Here is an 18,600-nt window from a genome sequence, read left to right as displayed (position 1 = left end):
TCCCGCGCCGAGTGTGAAGCTAGCTTCACGTTCGGCGGGTGGCGCGCCCCACCAGATAGGCCAACGCGTGATCGGTGCCCTCGGGTAGACCGTCGGCCGGCCACCACCGCAGGTCCTCCGACTCGTCGCTGATCGCGATCTGCGCGCCGGCCGGCGCGTGCGCGACGAACTGCAGATCCAGGTGCCGGGTGGGCACACCCAACGAACAGGTGAGCGCGTGAACGTGGATCGCGGCCAGCCGCGGCTCGATGCGCAAACCGTCGACGCCGGATTCCTCGGTGGCCTCGCGCAGCGCGGCGGCGACGATGTCGCCGTCGTCCTCATCGCAGTGGCCGCCCAGCTGCACCCACCGGCCGACGCGGGGATGCAGCGTCAGCAGCACCCGGCCGCCGGTGTCGTCGAGCACAAGAGCCGAGGCGGTGACATGACCCGGCACGCACTCGCGGCGACACGCGTCGGGGCGGGCGTACACGAAGGCCAGGACCGCTTGCCGCAACGCGTCCTGCGCCGCGTCGGGCGCCTCCCACCCGGACAGCAGCGAGATCGCCGACTCCCGGACGCTCACCGGGAACCCCGCCGTTTCCGGCGGTCCCGCAGCGCGACCCAGGCCGCGCGGCAGTGCCGCACCACGTCGGGCGGCAATTTCAGCCCGTCGATCAGGGCGTGGCGGTCGACGAGGTCGAGCGCCTTTTCGATCTCGTTGGCCTTCAACAGCAGGTCGACGTCGCAGGCGAGCTCGGGGCCGGCGAGCGCCGGCGGGGGAATGGGCAGCTGCTCGGCTTCGCGCGGTTCCAGCTCCAAGATCCCGCCGCCGTAACTGCGGCCGATGATCTCGGCGAAGGCGAACGTCACGCTGTTGTGGAACACCGCGGCCAGCCCGGTCGGGTCGACACCGGCGGTGAGCCGGACCCGGTGCACCGTGTCGGTGCTCGTCGCCGCGGCGGCGTTGACGGTCAGCCGCGGCGCCCGGTGGATCTGGCGCAGCATGAACAGGTCCGGGATCCACAGCGACGGCGTGCTCCACCACGGCTTGCGGATCGAGCACTTGAAGCCGCGGTCCACGCCGGCGGCCGCACCGGCATCGATGTGCGCCAGCAGGGCGGGGTCGACGGCGTCGCGCCGCGCGTCGAGTAGCCAGCCCCGGCGCCCGGCGGCGAGATCGCTTGCCCGGCAGACGTTGTCGTAGACCAGTCCGCACAACTGTGCGCTGCGCGAGACGAGCGGGACGCAGTGGGGCAGCAGCCCGAGCTCGCGGGCCTGCGCGTCGGTGAACGTGAAGAAGCTGTTGCGGCCCGTCACGATCCCCACGTCCACGGCGGCGACCGACCCGAGCCGCGTCAGCGTCGTCGACTCCTTGAGCGTGCGCAGCAGCCGGATCGCGGCCGGGTCCAGGAAGTACTGGGTCCACTTCTCGTTCTCGTGCAACAGCGCGGGCGCCCATTCGGCGTCCAGATCCGCGTGCGCGAGGGCATCGGCGTCGGTGAGGTGGACCGTGCGGATCCGGGCGGGCCCGGCGCCGGCAACCCCACAGAACAACACCACCTCCTGCAGGATGCCGTCGAACACCAATCGCTCGAACGTCACCAGCGTGATGTCACTGAACCGGCTCAACAGGAACTCGCGCAGCTGTCCGGCGTAGGTGACCTGGAGTAACTCGGCGGGCAGCACCAGGCCCACCCGGCCGCCGTCGCGCACCAAGACCGAGCTCGCCACCACGAAGGGGACCCAGGCGTTGGTGAGCCGGCTGGGCCGCAATCCCTCGCGCCGCATCAGCTCCAGCGCGGGCTCGCGCTGCTCGGCCGCCCAGTTGCCGAACCGGATGTAGGGCGGATTCCCCGCGACCCCGTCCCAACCGCCGGGCCGGGTGGTGGCGAGCCAGGCGAACAGGTTCGCGGCGTCGACGGGCGCGAATTCCCGCGCCTTGGCCGCCTCTTCGGCGACCAGCTCGACGCCGCGGACCCGCCCGCCGAGGGCGGCCAGCTCACGCAGGATCGCACCGTCGCCGCAGGAGGGTTCGACGATGCGCGGTCCGGCGCCGCGCACCCAGCGGGCCAGGAACCGGGCGACGGGCGCCGGTGTGTAGTAGCCGCCGCGGACCTTGTCGGCGGATGCCGCCGCCTTGCCCGCGAACGTTTTCATGGGGCCAGTATCACTTGCGGATCAACAAATCCCCGGCGTCCGCCGGGTCGCGCGGCCCGGCGGGTTCCTCGGGGTAGCCGATCGCGATGGCGCCCAACGGCTCCCAATCGGCCGGCAGGTCGAGCTCGGCGCGCACCAGGTCGGCGGCGAAGATCGTGGAGCCGATCCAGCAGCTGCCCACTCCCCGCACGGCCAACGCGACCAACAGCGCCTGCACGGCCGCCCCGACGGCGACGGTGAACATCGTGTGCTCGGCGTCGGTGCGGGCGGCGTCGGGATACGTGTGCGCGCCGTCGGGAACCAGCATCGGGACGACGACCTCGGGTGCGTCGTAGAGGATCTGGCCGCGCGCCACCCGCCGCTCTACCGAGTCGGCGGGCCGGCCGTCACCGGCGAGGTCCGACCGCCACTTGTCCTTCATGCGGTCCAGCAGCCGCGTCCGAACGTCGCGGGTCTGCAGCCAGACGAACCGGACCGGCCGGGTGTGGTGCGGGGCCGGCGCCGTGAGCGCCTCGGCCACGGCGGCCTCGATCAGCTCGGCGGCGACCGGCTCGGCGCTGAACCGGCGCACCGACCGGCGCAACAGCTGCGCCTGCCGGCGCCCCATGTCGAGCGCCTCGGCGGTGCCCAGCCAGAACAGGTCTTCCTCGCCGGGCCGCAACAGTTGCCGGGCCGTCGACCCGTCGTCGGCCACGAGATTCTTTGGCAGGCCGCGCACCACGGCCACCGGCATGGCGGTCAATTTGCCCTTCACCAGATCCGCTGCCGCCGCCACCTCGTCGGCGACCGCAATCTCGGTGACGATCAGCTCGTTGCCGTGCCGGTCGACTGTCCCCGAATAGCCGTGCAGTACAGCCAGACCGGCCGACCCCACCGCCGCATCGATCTGGCCGTTGCGCCACGCGCGGCCCATCGTGTCGGTGATGACCACGGCCACGTCGACGCCGAGCCGGTCGGCCAGCCCAGCGCGCAGCGCCGCGGCGCTGCCGTCCGGGTCGACCGGCAGCAGCGCCAGTTCGTCGCGGCCCACGTTGGATCCGTCCACACCCGCGGCCGCCTGAATCAGGCCGATGCGGTTCTCGGTGATCAGGGTGCGGCCCTTGCGCGCCAGCACCCGCACCGCCTCGGCATCGACCAGCTTGCGCCGGAGTCGGTCGCGCTCCTCGGGATCCTGCGGGGCCGGCACCAGCCGGCCCTCGCACTTGGACACCACCTTGCTCGTCACCACCACGACGTCGCCGTCGCGGAGCCAGGGCGCGGCCGCGGCCAGGGCGGCGCTCAGGTCGTCGCCGGGACGGAATTCGGGCAGCCCTGCGACGGGCAGGATCTCGATCGTGGCCCCGGTGCCGTGTTCGGTCACGGGGCCACTCCCGCGAGCTCGAGCCCGGCGCGCACCATCTCGGCCGTCGCCTTCGGGTCGGTCATCAACAGCGGCACGGCCGTCACCGCCACCCCTTCGATGTCAGCGTGGTCGCCCTCGTGCACCAGCCAGCAGTCCAGGATCCCGGTGCCGCGGCGCGCCCCGTAGTGCCGGCCGACCGCCTCCGCGGTGGACTCCACGCCGATCACCGACAGGCACGCATCGGCCATGCCGCGCAATGGTTTTCCGCCGATGATGGGCGAGTAGCCGACGACCGGGGCGGTCGCCGAGCGCAGCGCCGCCCGGATGCCGGGGACGGCCAGGATGGCGCCGACGCTCACCACCGGGTTGGAGGGTGCCAGCAGGATGACGTCGGCGTCGGCGATGGCCGCGACAGCATCACTTGTGGCGGTGGCCTTTTCGGCGCCGACGAACGCGAAGCTGTGCGTGGGCACGTCGGCGCGGTAGTGCACCCACCACTCCTGGAAGTGGATCGCCCGCCGGGTGCCGTCGTCCGGATCGGTGATCACCACGTGCGTCTCGCAGCGGTCGTCGCTCGCGGGCAGCAGCCGGGCGCCGGGTTGCCAGCGATCGCACAGCGCCGTGGTGATCTGCGAGAGGGGGTAGCCGGCGTTGAGCATTTGGGTGCGCACCAGGTGGGTGGCGATATCCCGGTCGCCGAGCCCGAACCAATCCGGCTGCACGCCGTAGCGCGCCAATTCCTCTTTGGCGTGCCAGGTTTCGTCGCGGTGACCCCACCCTCGCTCCGGGTCTACCCCTCCACCTAAGGTGTACATGCAGGTGTCCAAATCCGGGCAGACCCGCAGTCCATGAATCCAGGCGTCGTCGCCGATGTTGACGATTGCATTAAGTTCGTGGTTGCCGGCTCCCGCGTCTGGGTGCTGTTGCGTTTCGAACTGTCCCAGCCCGAGCAACTGTTGAATCCCCAGCAGGAAGCGGGCGCCGCCAACCCCACCGACCAGAACGGTGACCTTCACGTGGACGACAGTACTGCCCGGCGACTGTGCGGTGGCGGGGCCGTTACGCGGCCCTTAAGCGTAGTCGCGCGCGGTGTGATCGACACGCCGAATGCGCAAAACAACGGAAACGCCGTAATTCGGTCACGAGATGGTATGGAAATGCGCCGTAATGCTTGACCCGGCAGATTAACCCGTGTCTAATCACAACAGTGTCATTTCCCGGTTGGCCGGCCGGTTCCGGTGTCGCAGACCGAGATTCGATCACTTGTTCGAATTGTCTGTACACATCAGAAAAGTGGGAACCACTCACTCTCCCAATCAAAATGAGGAGGCGGACGACCGTATGTCTTACGAACATCTTCGAGGAGTCATGGCGAGCACGCCGCACACCCCTATCGTCTCAGCGCCGGTCCGACCCGTTCGGCCGCACCTGACCGTGGTTCCTGATGCGCCAGTCGCATTCGAGCCCGAGCCGATGCCGGCGCCTGTTGCGGACCAGTGGCAGGACCGGGCGCTTTGCGCCCAAACGGATCCCGAGGCTTTCTTCCCGGAGAAGGGCGGTTCCACCCGGGAGGCGAAGAAGATCTGCCTGGGGTGCGAGGTACGCCACGAGTGCCTGGAGTACGCCCTGGAGCATGACGAGCGCTTCGGCATTTGGGGCGGTCTCTCCGAGCGCGAGCGCCGCCGCCTCAAGCGCGGCATTATCTAACGCCGCGCCAGCGTCATTCGTCGTCGATCGTCGGGTCGATGACCGACGGCTCTACATCAAGGTAGATGGCCACCTGGGCCACCAAGATTTCGTGCAGTAAATCACCGAGCTCGACGGTGTCTTTGGCCCGTCGCTCGATCGGCTTGCGAAACAAGACAATTCGCGCCCGCGTGGCGTTGCCGCGGACGTCGACACCGGCCGGGATCAGTCGTGCCAGCGGGATCGGCCCGTCGGCGATCACCTCCGGCGGCCACTGCACGCTGTCGGGATCCTTGGCGGCGATGCGCGGAATCTCGTCGACCGCTACGTCGAGGTCGGCCAGGCGGGCCTGCCAATGCCGCTCGATGGGTTCGTAGGCCTCCAGCACCGCCATGTCGAATCGCTCGGCCCGGCTGCGCCAGCCGGGCACCGTCGGCGGCAGCAGTGGGCCGCGCACATCGCGGCCCCGCCGGGAGGACCGATGGGAAGCGAATCGGCCCTGGGACCGATCCCTCCGCGGGGAGCTGCGCGAATCGCCCACGCGCCGATGGTAACGGTTGCACATCGGGGGTCGGCCGGTTGCGCGTGTCCGGCGCTTCGACGGCGTTTCCGCACGATAGCCTTTCGCTCGTGAACGTTCCCCGTCGCTGTTGCCGGCCCGGGTGCCCGCACTACGCCGTGGCGACCCTGACGTTCGTCTACTCGGACTCGACGGCAGTCGTCGGCCCGTTGGCGACCGCGCGGGAACCGCATTCCTGGGACCTGTGTGTCGGACATGCCGGCCGGATCACCGCGCCCCGCGGGTGGGATCTGGTGCGCCACGCCGGACCCCTCCTTGCCGAGCCCGCCCACCCTGACGAGGACGACCTGGTCGCCCTGGCCGACGCGGTGCGCGAAGGTGGCGATCGCGTCGTGCCGTACGCCCCGGTGAACGGCTTCGCCGACCCGCACATCCATCACGGCGGGTCGCAGGCCACCGCGCCCAGCAGCAGTGTGCTCGCGCCGCCCGAGCATCGATCCGGCCGGCGCCGCGGGCATCTGCGGGTGCTGCCCGATCCCAGTGACTAGCCGTTCCGGCGTCGCGCGCATTCCCCGCACACCGCTGCGGTCGGTGTTTCCCGGGGGCCGATAGGCTGACGGCCAACAGGCGAAGGAACGAAGCATTTTCATGGCGTCAGGAGGCCCCGGCATGTCTCGGCTCGCCGCGACCGTGCACCGCGTCGTCAAGGCTTATGACGTGCGCGGGCTGGTCGGCGAGGAGCTGGATGAGCCGCTGGTCACCGCCTTGGGGGCGGCCTTCGCCAAGCTGATGCGCGGCGAGGGCGCCCGGCAGGTGGTGATCGGCCACGACATGCGCGACAGTTCGCCGACGCTGGCCGCGGCCTTCGCGTCGGGCGTGACGGGCCAGGGCCTGGACGTGGTGCGGATCGGCCTGTCCTCCACCGACCAGCTGTACTTCGCTTCCGGGTCGCTGGACTGCCCGGGCGCGATGTTCACCGCGAGCCACAACCCGGCGGCCTACAACGGCATCAAGCTGTGCCGCGCGGCCGCCAAGCCGGTCGGCGCCGAGAGCGGCCTGCGCATCATCAGCGAGGACGTCATCGCCGGCGTCGAGCGCTATGACGGACCACCCGGAACCGTCACCGACCGCGACGTGCTGGACGACTACGGGACGTTCCTGCGTTCGCTGGTGAACACCTCGGGGCTGCGTCCCTTGCGGGTGGCCGTGGACGCCGGCAACGGCATGGCCGGCCTCACCGCGCCCGCGGTGCTCGGCGCGATCGACTCAATCACCTTGCTGCCGTTGTACTTCGAGCTCGACGGCACGTTTCCCAATCACGAGGCCAACCCGCTCGACCCGGCCAACCTGGTCGACCTGCAGAAATACGTCGGCGCCGTCGGTGCGGACATAGGGCTGGCCTTCGACGGGGACGCCGACCGGTGCTTCGTCGTCGACGAACGCGGCCGGCCGGTGTCGCCCTCGACGGTGACCAGCCTGGTGGCCGCCCGGGAACTGGGCCGCGAGATCGGCGCCACCATCATCCACAACGTGATCACGTCGCGGGCCGTGCCCGAGCTGGTCACCGAACGCGGCGGCACGCCGCTGCGCTCGCGCGTCGGACACTCCTATATCAAGGCGATGATGGCCGACACTGGCGCCATCTTCGGCGGCGAACACTCCGCGCACTATTACTTCCGCGACTTCTGGGGCGCGGACTCCGGGATGCTCGCCGCGCTGTACGTGCTGGCCGCCCTCGGCGAGCAGGACCGGCCGTTGTCGGAGCTGACCGCCGACTACCAGCGCTACGAATCGTCGGGCGAAATCAACTTCACGGTGGCGGACGCCGCGCTGTGCACGGAGGCGGTGCTGAAGTCCTTCGGCAGCCGGATCCACTCCATCGACCACGTGGACGGGGTGACGGTCGACCTGGGCGACGGCAGCTGGTTCAACCTGCGCAGCTCGAACACCGAGCCGTTGCTGCGGCTCAACGTGGAGGCGCGCAGCGCCGAGGATGTCGACGCGGTGGTCGCCCAGATCAGCGCGCAGATCCGCGCGCAGTCGGCGCCCGCCGGGGCCGCGCCGTGAGCGCGGTCCGGGCGATCGATCTGGAGGACACCGAGGGCCTGCTGGCCGCCGACCGGGATGGCCTGCTGCGCTCGGCGTCGTCGGCCGGCGCGCAGGTGCGCGCGATTTCCGCCGCCGTCGACGAGGGCGCGCTGGACCCGTTGCGGGCCGACGACCGACCGCGCAGCCTGATCTGGGTCGCCGGCCGCGGGGCGGCCGAAACCGCCGGCGCCATGGTGGCCGCGACGGTGGGCGGTGCGGCGTCCGAGCCGATCGTGCAGACCGCCGAGGTTCCGCCGTGGATCGGCCCGCTCGATGTGCTGATCGTCGCGGGCGACGATCCCGGCGACCCGGCGCTGGTCAGCGCCGCCGCGACCGGGGCGCGCCGCGGGGCGCGGGTCGTGGTCGTCGCGCCGTACGAGGGCCCGCTGCGGGATGCCACGGCCGGCCGGGCCGCGGTGCTGGCGCCACGGCTTCCGCTCCCCGACGAATTCGGGTTGTGCCGCTACCTGGCCGCCGGCCTGGCCGTCGTGCAAAGCGTGGACCAGCGGCCCAGCATCGACCTGGGTGCGCTGGCCGACCAGTTGGACGCCGAGGCGCTGCGCAACAGCGCGGGCCGTGAGCTGTTCACCAACCCGGCCAAGACAATCGCCGCGCGCATCGCCGACCGACAGGTCGCGCTGGCCGGGGACTGCGCCGCGACGCTGGCGCTGGCCCGGCACGGCAGCTCGGTCCTGCTGCGCATCGCCCACCAGGTGGTCGGCGCCACCGGATTGTCGGACGCCGTCGTCGCGCTGCGCGCCGGGATCTCCGGCGGCTTCCTGGATCCCGCCGAGGCGCTTTTCCACGACGAACAGATCGACGGGCCGCTGGCCCCGCGCCCGCTGGTGCTGGCCCTCACCCTGTCTGCCGAACAGCCGATCGTGGCGGCCCGGACCGCGGGGCTCGACGACGTCTATCTGCTGGCCGCCGAAGACGTGCCCGACGGTCCCGGCGGCTCGGCGGGTTCGACGGTCGCGCCGGCGTTGGGTGGCGCCATCAGCGCCGAGCAGCAACTGGCAGTATTGGCCGTTCGACTGGAGATGGCCGCGGTTTACGCGCGACTGGTGCGGGGATAGATAGAACAGTGGAACTGCTTCGCGGAGCCTTGAGGACCTACGCCTGGGGATCGCGTACCGCCATAGCGGAGTTCACCGGGCGTTCGGTTCCGGCCGCCCATCCGGAGGCCGAGCTCTGGTTCGGCGCGCATCCGGGCGACCCTGCCTGGCTGGAAACCGGCGCGGGCGCGGAGTCCCTGCTCGACGCGCTGGTCGCCGACCCGGAGGGGCAGCTCGGCCCGGGGGCGCGCGCCCGGTTCGGTGACGTGCTGCCGTTTCTGGTCAAGGTCCTCGCGGCCGACGAGCCGCTGTCCCTGCAGGCCCACCCGAGCGCGGCGCAGGCGGCCGAGGGTTACCTGCGTGAGGAGCGGCTGGGCATTCCGCTGTCCTCCCCGGTGCGCAACTACCGCGACACCTCTCACAAACCCGAGCTGCTGGTGGCGCTGCAGCCGTTCGAGGCGCTGGCCGGATTCCGGCCGGCGTCGCGCACCGTCGAGCTGCTGCGGGCCCTGGCCGTCTCCGACCTCGACCCCTACATCGAGTTGCTCAACGACCAGTCCGACGCCGACGGACTGCGCGCGCTGTTCACCACCTGGATCACCGCACCGCAGCCCGACATCGACGTGCTGGTGCCGGCCGTGCTGGACGGTGCCATCCAGTACATCAGCTCGGGCGCAACGGAATTCGCCGGCGAGGTCAAGACGGTGCTGGAGCTGGGGGAACGCTATCCGGGCGACGCCGGGGTGCTGGCGGCCCTGTTGCTGAACCGCATCACCCTGGCCCCGGGCGAGGCGATCTTCGTGTCGGCCGGCAGCCTGCACACCTACCTGCGGGGTTTCGCCGTCGAGGTCATGGCCAACTCCGACAACGTGTTACGGGGCGGCCTGACCCCCAAGCACGTCGACGTCCCCGAGCTGCTGCGGGTGCTCGACTTCGCGCCGACCACCGAGGCGGAGGTGCGAGCACCCGTTCACCGCGAGGGCTTCGGCCTGATCTACGAGACCCCGGCCGACGAGTTCGCGGTCGCGTTGCTGGAGCTCGACGGCGACTATCTGGGCCACGAGGTCGACGCCTCGTGCAGCCACGAGGGTCCGCAGATTCTGCTGTGCACCGAGGGCTGCACGACCGTGCACGGCAAGTCCGGATCGCTGACGCTGCAACGGGGGATGGCCGCCTGGGTGGCGGCCGACGACGCCCCGATCCGACTGGTCGCGCGCGAGCCCAGCAAGCTGTTCAGGGCGACTGTAGGGCTGTAACGGCCCGCCGGTCCTTCGCGGCCTGACGGCGCTCGCCCAGCCACAGCCGCAGGTTGTGGGCGATGGTCCGGCCGACGATGCGCGGCGGCGGAACCATATAGAGGCTGTCGAGTAGCGAGAAGCGGCGCAAAAACCATTCCGCCAGAACCGGATCGGTTTCGGCGGCCCCCAGGAACTGGTCGAACAGCGCGCCGGAGGGCCGCCACCACCACGGGATGGGCCCCTTGGTGTCGGCGTGGTGGAAGGTGACGTCGCCGATCGCGTTCATCGTCCACACCGGAAACGTGCTCTTGGCCGTCGCTCGGTTCAGCGCGGCGGCCACCTCGTCGTCCGGCAGTTGCAGGGCGCGGCGCAGGTGACCCGCCTGCAGTGAGGTCATCGTCATGCCCTGCCCGAAGGTGGGGTTGAAGCTGGCGACGGCGTCGCCGAGGGGGATGATGCCTGCCGGTAGGCGGTCCAGCTTGTCGTAGCGGCGCCACTTGCTGGCCGGGAAGGCGTGGAAGGCCGGCTCCCCGATCGGGTCGGCCTGCTTCAGCGCCGCGCTCACATGGGGCGGGACCAGCTCCTCAGCCAGTTCCAGCATCTCGGGAAAGGTCTGCGGCGGTTTGACGCTGGCCACCCCGAAGGTGGTCAGCACCCAGGTCCCGTCCTCGTAACACAGCATGCCCAGCCCCAGCGACTTGTCGTGCGAGGCGCCGGCGACCACCACCTTCTCGGCGATGAGACCGTCGGGGATGCGGAACTGCTGGGTCGCGTAGTAGATGCCGATGTCGAGGAGGTCTTCCCTCGGCCGCTCATATCCCCACTGCGTCAGCCACGTCGGCAGCCGGGTGCCCCGGCCCGCCGCGTCGACGACGAGGTCCGCGGCGACGAATTCCGGGTCCCCGCCGTCGACGGGGTCCAGCAGCACCCCGGTCACCCGCTGGCGCGCCGGGTCGAACCGCGGTTCGGCCACGGAGCGGCGCATCATCGCGACGTTGTCGGTGTCGCGGACGCGTTTGCGCAGCTGCCACTCGAGGTGCGGTCGGCTGGGCACGTACGCGGTGAATTCGTCGCGCAGGGTGTGCCCGGTGCCGAGCACGTGGCCGGCGGCGCCGAGGTGGATGCAGTCGGGCCGGTTCTCCAGCATGGGCACGCCCGCGGCCACCATGTCCTGCAGCAGCCCGGGGAACAGGCTCTCGAACTCCATTGCGCCGCGGGCCATCAGCATGTGCAGGTGCCGGTCCTGCGGGACCGTCGTGCGGTTCGTCGGTGTGCTCGGCAGGTCGTCGCGTTCGTAGACGGTGACGCGCGAATACGCATCCGAGAGCACCCGCGCGGCGCACAGTCCGGCGATGCTGCCCCCGATGACCACAGCATGGTCCCTGGTGTTTGCTTTGGTGTCCGGCATCTCGGCAGAGTACCCAGTACTGTCACGGACCAATGGGTCCCAGTGAATGGGAAAGGGCGGCGGATGGCCAACCGATGGCGCATGAAGTCGGTCGAACAATCGATCGCCGACACCGACGAGCCAGACACCCGGCTTCGCAAGGAGCTGACCTGGTTCGACCTGGTCGTTTTCGGGGTCGCCGTGGTGATCGGCGCCGGAATCTTCACCGTGACCGCGTCGACGACCGGCGACATCACCGGGCCCGCGATCTGGATTTCGTTCATCATCGCCGCGGTCACCTGCGCGTTGGCGGCACTGTGTTACGCGGAGTTCGCCTCGACGCTGCCCGTCGCGGGCAGCGCCTACACCTTCTCGTATGCCACCTTCGGGGAGTTTCTGGCCTGGATCATCGGCTGGAATCTGCTGCTGGAGCTGGCGATCGGCGCGGCCGTCGTCGCCAAGGGCTGGTCGAGCTACCTGGGTAACGTGTTCGGATTCGCCGGCGGCACAACCAGCCTCGGGTCTTTCGACCTGGACTGGGGCGCGCTGCTGATCGTCGCCGGGGTGGCCACCCTGATCGCCCTGGGGACCAAGCTGTCGTCGAGGTTCTCCGCCATCATCACCGGCATCAAGGTCTCGGTGGTGCTGTTGGTCGTCGTCGTCGGCGCCTTCTACATCAAGACCTCCAACTTTTCGCCGTTCATTCCCAAGCCCGAAGCCGGGCACGAGGCCTCGGGTGTGAACCAGTCGGTGCTCTCGCTGATGACCGGCGCGCACAGCAGCCACTACGGCTGGTACGGCGTGCTGGCCGGCGCATCGATCGTGTTCTTCGCGTTCATCGGGTTCGACATCGTCGCCACCATGGCCGAGGAGACCAAGCGGCCGCAGCGCGACGTCCCGCGGGGAATCCTGGCGTCGCTGGCGATCGTGACCGTGCTCTACGTGGCCGTCTCGGTGGTGCTGTCCGGGATGGTCTCCTACACCCAGCTCAAGACCCTCCCCGGCCACAAGCCGGCGAACCTGGCCACGGCGTTCACGGAGAACGGAATCCACTGGGCCAGCAAGATCATCGCGATCGGGGCGCTGGCCGGGCTGACCACCGTGGTGATGGTGTTGATGCTCGGCCAGTGCCGGGTGCTGTTCGCGATGGCGCGCGACGGGCTGTTGCCGCGGCAGCTGGCGAAGACCGGCACGCGCGGCACCCCGGTGCGGATCACCGTGCTCGTCGCGCTGGTGGTGGCCCTCACGGCGTCGGTGTTCCCGATCGCCAAGCTCGAGGAGATGGTCAACGTCGGGACGCTGTTCGCGTTCATCCTGGTCTCGGCCGGCGTCATGGTGCTGCGCCGCACCCGCCCGGACCTCGAGCGCGGCTTCCGGGCCCCCTGGGTCCCGGTCCTGCCGATCGCCTCGATCTGCGCGTGCGTGTGGCTGATGCTCAACCTCACCGCGCTGACGTGGGTGCGGTTCGGCGTCTGGCTGGTGGTGGGAACGGCGATCTACGTCGGCTACGGATACCGGCACTCGGTCCAGGGCCGCCGCGAGTCGGAGGGGGTCGAAGCGCCCGCGGGCGCCGAACCGGACACCGTGCCCTAGGCGGATTGCTTTACAAAAGTACGTCTGGTGTCTAGACACGAGACGCATATGGCGATATTGTCAATCTCCAACGTGGTGTGACTCACAAGGAGGTTTGGCATATGACCACACTGGAACCGCAGGTGACGCCCGAAGCGGCCGAGCCGCCTGTCTGGCGGGACAAAAAGCGGCGCCTCTGGCTGATGGGTCTGATCGCCCCGACGGCGCTGTTCGTCATGCTGCCGATCGTCTGGGGCCTCAACCAGCTCGGCTGGCACGCCGCCGCGCAGGTGCCGCTGTGGATCGGGCCGATCCTGCTCTACATCCTGCTGCCGATCCTGGACCTGCGGTTCGGGCCCGACGGGCAGAACCCGCCCGACGAGGTGATGGAGCAGCTGGAGAACGACAAGTACTACCGCTACTGCACCTATATCTACGTTCCGTTCCAATACCTCAGCGTGGTCTTCGGCGCCTACCTGTTCACCGCCTCGAACCTGCACTGGCTCGGCTTTGACGGCGCGCTGGGCTGGGCGGGCAAGCTGGGCCTGGCGCTGTCGGTCGGCGTCCTCGGCGGCGTGGGCATCAACACCGCCCACGAGATGGGGCACAAGAAGGACGCGCTGGAGCGGTGGCTGTCCAAGATCACCCTGGCGCAGACCTGCTACGGCCACTTCTACATCGAGCACAACCGCGGCCACCACGTGCGGGTGTCCACGCCGGAAGACCCCGCGTCGGCCCGCTTCGGGGAGACGTTCTGGGAGTTCTTGCCGCGCAGCGTGTTCGGCAGCCTGCGCTCGTCGCTGCGGCTGGAGGCCCAGCGAATCCGCCGGCAGGGGAGCAGTCCGTGGAACCCCAAGACATATCTGTCCAACGACGTGCTGAACGCCTGGCTCATGTCGGTGGTGTTGTGGGGGGTGTTGATCGCGGTCTTCGGCCCGGCGCTGATCCCGTTCGTGATCATCCAGGCCGTCTTCGGCTTCAGCCTGCTGGAGGCCGTCAACTACCTGGAGCACTACGGGCTGCTGCGGCAGAAGAGTGGCAACGGTCGTTACGAGCGCTGCGCTCCGGTGCACAGCTGGAATTCCGACCACATCGTCACCAACCTGTTCCTCTACCACCTGCAGCGGCACAGCGATCACCACGCCAACCCCACGCGCCGCTACCAGACGCTGCGCAGCATGGAGGGCGCGCCCAACCTGCCGAGCGGGTACGCATCGATGATTTCGCTGACCTACATCCCGCCGCTGTGGCGCAAGGTGATGGACCACCGGGTGCTGGAGCACTACGACGGCGACATCACCAAGGTCAACATCCACCCGCGGATGCGCGGCAAGGTGCTGGCGCGCTACGGGGTGCCGGCATGATCGCCTACCGCTGCCCAGGTTGCGACTACATCTACGACGAGGCGAAAGGCGCCCCGCGGGAGGGCTTTCCCGCGGGCACGCCCTTCAGCGACATCCCCGACGACTGGTGCTGCCCCGATTGCGCGGTGCGCGAGAAGGCCGACTTCGAGACGTCGTCCGGCGACGATGCAGCCGCGCAAGCGGGTGAGGAGGAGCCGGACAATTGGATAGGAGTGAATCAGTGACCGACTACAAGCTCTTCATCTGCGTGCAGTGCGGCTTCGAGTACGACGAGGCCAAGGGCTGGCCGGAAGACGGCATCGCCCCCGGGACCCGCTGGGACGACATCCCGGAGGACTGGAGCTGCCCGGATTGCGGCGCCGCGAAATCCGACTTCGAGATGGTGGAGATCGCCCGTTCGTGATCGCCACGAATGCGATCGAAGAACCGGAAACCGTCGCGAAAGCGGCTATTGTCGCGCCTGTGAAGCGGATGCCGTACCCCGAGGCGTCGCGCGTCCTGTTGCGCGACTCGGTGCTGGACGCCATGCGCGAGCTGCTGGGCACCCGCGACTGGTCGGCCATCACGCTCTCGGACGTGGCCCGCGCGGCGGGCATCAGCCGGCAGACCATCTACAACGAGTTCGGCTCGCGGCAGGGCCTGGCGCAGGGTTACGCCCTGCGCCTGGCCGATCGCCTGGTCGACGCGGTCGGGGCAGCGATCGACGCCAACGTCGGCAACATCTACGAAGCGTTCCTGCAAGGCTTTCGCGCCTTCTTCGCGGAGTCGGCGGCCGACCCGTTGGTGATCTCCCTGCTGACCGGTGTCGCCAAGCCGGACCTGCTGCAGATCATCACCACCGACAGCGGACCCATCATCACGCGGGCGTCCGAACGGCTGAGTGCGGCATTCACCCAAAGCTGGGTGGCCACCAGTGACGAGGACGCCGGCGTGCTCGCGCGGGCCATCGTGCGACTGGCGATGAGCTACGTGTCGATGCCGCCCGAGGCCGACCACGACGTCGCGGCGGACCTGGCCCGGCTGATGACGCCGTTCGCGGAACGTCACGGCGTCGTCAACGTGCCCTGACGCCTGCTGCCCCCGCGGCCGCCGACTACAGTGGCGCAAGAGCGCATACCTAAGCTAAGTAATCCTCTTGGACCCTAAGCCGCAGAAGGAATGAGATTTATGACGACGACCGAAAGTTCGCTGACCGCCGACGTCCGCAACGGCATCGATTTCAAGGTCGCCGACCTGTCGTTGGCGGACTATGGTCGCCGGGACATCGAGCTCTCCGAGCAGGAGATGCCGGGTCTGATGTCGCTGCGCCGCGAGTACGCCGAAGTGCAACCGCTCAAGGGGGCGCGGGTCTCGGGCTCGCTGCACATGACGGTGCAGACCGCGGTCCTCATCGAGACCCTCGTCTCGCTGGGCGCGCAGGTCCGGTGGGCGTCGTGCAACATCTTCTCCACCCAGGACCACGCCGCCGCCGCAGTGGTCGTCGGCCCCCACGGCACGCCCGAGGAGCCCAAGGGCGTCCCGGTGTTCGCCTGGAAGGGCGAGACGCTGGAGGAGTACTGGTGGGCCGCCGAGCAGATGCTGACCTGGCCCGACGAGCCGGCCAACATGATCCTCGACGACGGCGGCGACGCCACCATGCTGGTGCTGCGCGGCGCGCAGTACGAGAAGGCCGGCGTGGTGCCCCCGGCGGAGGACGACGACCCCACCGAGTGGAAGGTCTTCCTGGAGCTGCTGCGCAAGCGCTTCGAGACCGACAAGGACAAGTGGACCAAGATCTCCGAGTCGGTCAAGGGCGTCACCGAGGAAACCACCACCGGCGTGCTGCGCCTGTACCAGTTCGCCGCGGCCGGCGACCTGGCCTTCCCGGCGATCAACGTCAACGACTCGGTGACCAAGTCCAAGTTCGACAACAAGTACGGCTGCCGGCACTCCCTGATCGACGGGATCAACCGCGGCACCGACGTCCTGATCGGCGGCAAGAAGGTGCTGGTCTGCGGCTACGGCGACGTGGGCAAGGGCTGCGCGGAGTCGGTCAAGGGCCAGGGGGCGCGCGTCGTCGTCACCGAGATCGACCCGATCAACGCGCTGCAGGCCCTGATGGAGGGCTACGACGTCGCGACGGTCGAGGACGCGATCGGCGAGGCGGACATCGTCATCACCGCCACCGGTAACAAGGACATCATCACCCTCGAGCACATGAAGGCGATGAAGGACTACGCGGTGCTGGGCAACATCGGGCACTTCGACAACGAGATCCAGGTCGCGCAGCTCGAAAAGTCCGGCGCCACGAAGACCAACATCCGCCCGCAGGTGGACGTGTGGACGTTCAAAGACAGCGGCAAGTCGATCATCCTGCTCTCCGAGGGGCGGCTGCTGAACCTGGGTAACGCGACCGGCCACCCGTCGTTCGTCATGAGCAACAGCTTCTCCAACCAGGTGATCGCCCAGATCGAGCTGTGGACCAAGAACGACGAGTACGACAACGAGGTCTACCGGCTGCCCAAGCACCTCGACGAGAAGGTGGCCCGCATCCACGTCGAGGCGCTCGGCGGCAAGCTGACCAAGCTCACCAAGGAGCAGGCCGAGTACATCGGCGTCGACGTTGACGGCCCCTACAAGGCCGACCACTACCGCTACTGAGGGTGCCCCGCTGCCGAACGTGAAACTAGTTTCACGCTCGGCAGCGAGTGTGAAAATAACTTCACGCTCGTCGGCCCGATAGGCTCGGCGCCGTGCTGATCGCGATCGAGGGAGTGGACGGCGCGGGCAAGCGGACGCTGTCCGACGGACTGCGCAGAGCCTTCGAGGCGGCCGGAAAGTCGGTGGCGATCGTGGCGTTCCCGCGCTACGGGAAATCGGTGACCGCCGACGTCGCGGCCGAGGCCCTGCACGGCCAGCACGGTGATCTCGCGTCGTCGGTGTATGCGATGGCGTTGCTGTTCGCGCTCGACCGGGCCGGCGCCGTCGAGGACATCGAGGCCCTGCGCCGCGACCACGACGTGGTCATCATGGATCGCTACGTCGCATCCAACGCGGCCTACAGCGCCGCGCGCCTGCACGAGGACGCGGGCGGGGCGGCGGCCGCCTGGGTGCTCGAGCTGGAGTACCGGCGGCTCGGGCTGCCCGCCCCCGACTGGCAGGTGCTGCTCGCGGTGCCGGCCGAGCTGGCCGGGCAGCGCGCCCGCAGCCGGGCGCAGTCCGACCCGGGGCGGCCGCGCGACAGCTACGAACGCGACCACGAGCTGCAGCTGCGCACGGGCGCCGTCTACGCCGAACTGGCCGCCGCGGGCTGGGGGGGACCCTGGCTGGTCGCCGACGCGGAAGTCGACCCGGACCGGCTGGCCGCCACCCTCACCGGCGCCAAAGAGGTCCCCGCAACCGCCCGGAAGGGCACGGCGGGGGCCTCGAGCACGGGAATTTGACCGAATTTGCATCCATATTTGCGGCTCGGCGCAAGAAACGCCCGTGTGGCGCGCCGGGTTTGTCCCGATCTGGTGACACCATGGACTCCATGAGGCAAAGGATTTTGGTCGTCGATGACGACGCTTCGCTGGCCGAGATGCTCACCATCGTGTTGCGTGGGGAGGGTTTCGACACCGCGGTCATCGGTGACGGCACCCAGGCCCTGACTGCGGTGCGCGAACTGCGCCCCGATCTGGTGTTGTTGGACCTGATGCTGCCGGGCATGAACGGCATCGACGTCTGTCGCGTGCTGCGCTCCGATTCGGGCGTGCCGATCGTGATGCTCACCGCCAAGACCGACACCGTGGACGTCGTCCTCGGCCTCGAGTCGGGCGCCGACGACTACATCATGAAGCCGTTCAAGCCCAAGGAGCTGGTGGCCCGGGTGCGGGCGCGGCTGCGGCGCAACGACGACGAGCCGGCCGAGATGCTGTCCATCGCCGACGTCGAGATCGACGTGCCGGCGCACAAGGTGACCCGCAACGGCGAGCAGATCTCCCTGACGCCGCTGGAATTCGACCTGCTGGTCGCGTTGGCGCGCAAACCGCGGCAGGTGTTTACTCGTGATGTGCTGCTCGAACAGGTGTGGGGCTACCGTCACCCAGCGGACACCCGCTTGGTGAACGTGCATGTCCAGCGTCTGCGGGCCAAGGTTGAGAAAGACCCTGAGAACCCGACAGTGGTGTTGACCGTTCGAGGAGTGGGTTACAAGGCCGGACCTCCGTGATCCGCATCGGAGACGATGCA

Annotated in this window: 19 protein-coding genes; 13 read left to right on the top strand and 6 right to left on the bottom strand. The window is 69.2% G+C overall.

Features of this window, described 5'->3' with window-relative positions; genetic code table 11:
- Positions 1-25: 25 nt before the first annotated feature.
- From A5709_RS06445 to cofD, 4 genes are read right to left on the bottom strand one after another with little or no spacing between them, the layout of a single operon-like run.
- The gene (locus A5709_RS06445) at positions 26-565 is read right to left on the bottom strand and encodes an NUDIX hydrolase (RefSeq protein ID WP_068118892.1); all 540 of its coding nucleotides are present in this window, start codon (positions 563-565) and stop codon (positions 26-28) included.
- Positions 562-2,139, bottom strand: coding sequence for a class I SAM-dependent methyltransferase (locus A5709_RS06440; protein ID WP_068118888.1), 1,578 nt, complete (start codon positions 2,137-2,139; stop codon positions 562-564). The genes A5709_RS06445 and A5709_RS06440 overlap by 4 nt, the downstream gene beginning before the upstream one ends.
- Positions 2,140-2,149: 10 nt before the next feature.
- On the bottom strand, positions 2,150-3,499 hold the full coding sequence (locus tag A5709_RS06435; RefSeq protein WP_068118885.1) for a coenzyme F420-0:L-glutamate ligase: 1,350 nt from the start codon (positions 3,497-3,499) through the stop codon (positions 2,150-2,152).
- Positions 3,496-4,497, bottom strand: coding sequence for a 2-phospho-L-lactate transferase (gene cofD, locus A5709_RS06430; RefSeq protein ID WP_068118882.1), 1,002 nt, complete (start codon positions 4,495-4,497; stop codon positions 3,496-3,498). The genes A5709_RS06435 and cofD overlap by 4 nt, the downstream gene beginning before the upstream one ends.
- Before the next feature lie 352 nt (positions 4,498-4,849).
- Here cofD and A5709_RS06425 point away from each other — a divergent pair, with 352 nt between their 5' ends.
- Positions 4,850-5,188, top strand: a complete 339-nt coding sequence (locus A5709_RS06425) for a WhiB family transcriptional regulator (protein ID WP_067950190.1) — start codon at positions 4,850-4,852, stop codon at positions 5,186-5,188.
- Positions 5,189-5,201: 13 nt separating this feature from the next.
- Here A5709_RS06425 and A5709_RS06420 read toward each other — a convergent pair whose 3' ends face one another.
- The gene (locus A5709_RS06420; RefSeq protein ID WP_007168084.1) at positions 5,202-5,624 is read right to left on the bottom strand and encodes a metallopeptidase family protein; all 423 of its coding nucleotides are present in this window, start codon (positions 5,622-5,624) and stop codon (positions 5,202-5,204) included.
- Positions 5,625-5,797: 173 nt separating this feature from the next.
- Here A5709_RS06420 and A5709_RS06415 point away from each other — a divergent pair, with 173 nt between their 5' ends.
- From A5709_RS06415 to manA, 4 genes are all read left to right on the top strand, one after another.
- Positions 5,798-6,235, top strand: coding sequence for a DUF3499 domain-containing protein (locus A5709_RS06415; protein ID WP_197520090.1), 438 nt, complete (start codon positions 5,798-5,800; stop codon positions 6,233-6,235).
- 121 nt (positions 6,236-6,356) lie between these two features.
- Positions 6,357-7,754, top strand: coding sequence for a phosphomannomutase/phosphoglucomutase (locus A5709_RS06410; RefSeq protein WP_068118872.1), 1,398 nt, complete (start codon positions 6,357-6,359; stop codon positions 7,752-7,754).
- Positions 7,751-8,851: a TobH protein gene (locus tag A5709_RS06405; RefSeq protein WP_067947637.1), complete on the top strand. Its 1,101-nt coding sequence runs from the start codon at positions 7,751-7,753 to the stop codon at positions 8,849-8,851. The genes A5709_RS06410 and A5709_RS06405 overlap by 4 nt, the downstream gene beginning before the upstream one ends.
- 8 nt (positions 8,852-8,859) lie before the next feature.
- A complete protein-coding gene (gene manA, locus A5709_RS06400; RefSeq protein WP_067947638.1) occupies positions 8,860-10,086 on the top strand; it encodes a mannose-6-phosphate isomerase, class I in 1,227 nt (408 codons plus the stop codon).
- On the opposite strand, the gene A5709_RS06395 is transcribed toward manA, so the two are convergent.
- Positions 10,064-11,440, bottom strand: a complete 1,377-nt coding sequence (locus A5709_RS06395; protein WP_197520093.1) for an NAD(P)/FAD-dependent oxidoreductase — start codon at positions 11,438-11,440, stop codon at positions 10,064-10,066. The genes manA and A5709_RS06395 overlap by 23 nt on opposite strands.
- Positions 11,441-11,539: 99 nt before the next feature.
- Between A5709_RS06395 and A5709_RS06390 the strand changes: the two genes are divergently transcribed.
- The 8 genes from A5709_RS06390 (at position 11,540) to mtrA (ending at position 18,580) form a co-directional block, all read left to right on the top strand.
- On the top strand, positions 11,540-13,048 hold the full coding sequence (locus A5709_RS06390) for an APC family permease (RefSeq protein ID WP_067947640.1): 1,509 nt from the start codon (positions 11,540-11,542) through the stop codon (positions 13,046-13,048).
- A 101-nt stretch (positions 13,049-13,149) separates the two neighbouring features.
- Positions 13,150-14,391: an alkane 1-monooxygenase gene (locus A5709_RS06385; protein ID WP_068012608.1), complete on the top strand. Its 1,242-nt coding sequence runs from the start codon at positions 13,150-13,152 to the stop codon at positions 14,389-14,391.
- Entirely contained in the window at positions 14,388-14,615 is a 228-nt protein-coding gene (locus tag A5709_RS06380) for a rubredoxin (RefSeq protein WP_067947642.1), read from the top strand. Before A5709_RS06385 ends, A5709_RS06380 begins: the two co-directional genes overlap by 4 nt.
- Complete coding sequence (locus A5709_RS06375; RefSeq protein WP_066956259.1) at positions 14,612-14,794, top strand: rubredoxin; 183 nt, start codon at positions 14,612-14,614, stop codon at positions 14,792-14,794. Before A5709_RS06380 ends, A5709_RS06375 begins: the two co-directional genes overlap by 4 nt.
- A 68-nt stretch (positions 14,795-14,862) precedes the next feature.
- Complete coding sequence (locus A5709_RS06370) at positions 14,863-15,459, top strand: TetR family transcriptional regulator (RefSeq protein ID WP_156673457.1); 597 nt, start codon at positions 14,863-14,865, stop codon at positions 15,457-15,459.
- 99 nt (positions 15,460-15,558) lie between these two features.
- Entirely contained in the window at positions 15,559-17,031 is a 1,473-nt protein-coding gene (gene ahcY, locus A5709_RS06365) for an adenosylhomocysteinase (protein ID WP_068012607.1), read from the top strand.
- A gap of 92 nt (positions 17,032-17,123) precedes the next feature.
- Positions 17,124-17,813, top strand: coding sequence for a dTMP kinase (locus A5709_RS06360; RefSeq protein ID WP_068118867.1), 690 nt, complete (start codon positions 17,124-17,126; stop codon positions 17,811-17,813).
- A gap of 80 nt (positions 17,814-17,893) precedes the next feature.
- Complete coding sequence (gene mtrA, locus A5709_RS06355) at positions 17,894-18,580, top strand: two-component system response regulator MtrA (protein ID WP_046187325.1); 687 nt, start codon at positions 17,894-17,896, stop codon at positions 18,578-18,580.
- The last annotated feature ends 20 nt before the right edge of the window (positions 18,581-18,600 follow it).

Origin of the sequence: Mycobacterium sp. E1386, assembly GCF_001672745.1 — a bacterium.
GTDB lineage: Bacteria > Actinomycetota > Actinomycetes > Mycobacteriales > Mycobacteriaceae > Mycobacterium.
This window is presented reverse-complemented; position numbering and strand designations above follow the sequence as displayed.

What these genes read in the sequence shown, in the direction of transcription:
- A5709_RS06390 (WP_067947640.1), top strand. Translation starts at nt 11,540, where the DNA reads ATGGCCAACCGATGGCGCATGAAGTCGGTCGAACAATCGATCGCCGAC.
- A5709_RS06440 (WP_068118888.1), bottom strand. Translation starts at nt 2,139, where the DNA reads ATGAAAACGTTCGCGGGCAAGGCGGCGGCATCCGCCGACAAGGTCCGC.
- A5709_RS06425 (WP_067950190.1), top strand. Translation starts at nt 4,850, where the DNA reads ATGGCGAGCACGCCGCACACCCCTATCGTCTCAGCGCCGGTCCGACCC.
- mtrA (WP_046187325.1), top strand. Translation starts at nt 17,894, where the DNA reads ATGGACTCCATGAGGCAAAGGATTTTGGTCGTCGATGACGACGCTTCG.
- ahcY (WP_068012607.1), top strand. Translation starts at nt 15,559, where the DNA reads ATGACGACGACCGAAAGTTCGCTGACCGCCGACGTCCGCAACGGCATC.
- A5709_RS06410 (WP_068118872.1), top strand. Translation starts at nt 6,357, where the DNA reads ATGTCTCGGCTCGCCGCGACCGTGCACCGCGTCGTCAAGGCTTATGAC.
- A5709_RS06380 (WP_067947642.1), top strand. Translation starts at nt 14,388, where the DNA reads ATGATCGCCTACCGCTGCCCAGGTTGCGACTACATCTACGACGAGGCG.
- A5709_RS06385 (WP_068012608.1), top strand. Translation starts at nt 13,150, where the DNA reads ATGACCACACTGGAACCGCAGGTGACGCCCGAAGCGGCCGAGCCGCCT.
- A5709_RS06370 (WP_156673457.1), top strand. Translation starts at nt 14,863, where the DNA reads ATGCCGTACCCCGAGGCGTCGCGCGTCCTGTTGCGCGACTCGGTGCTG.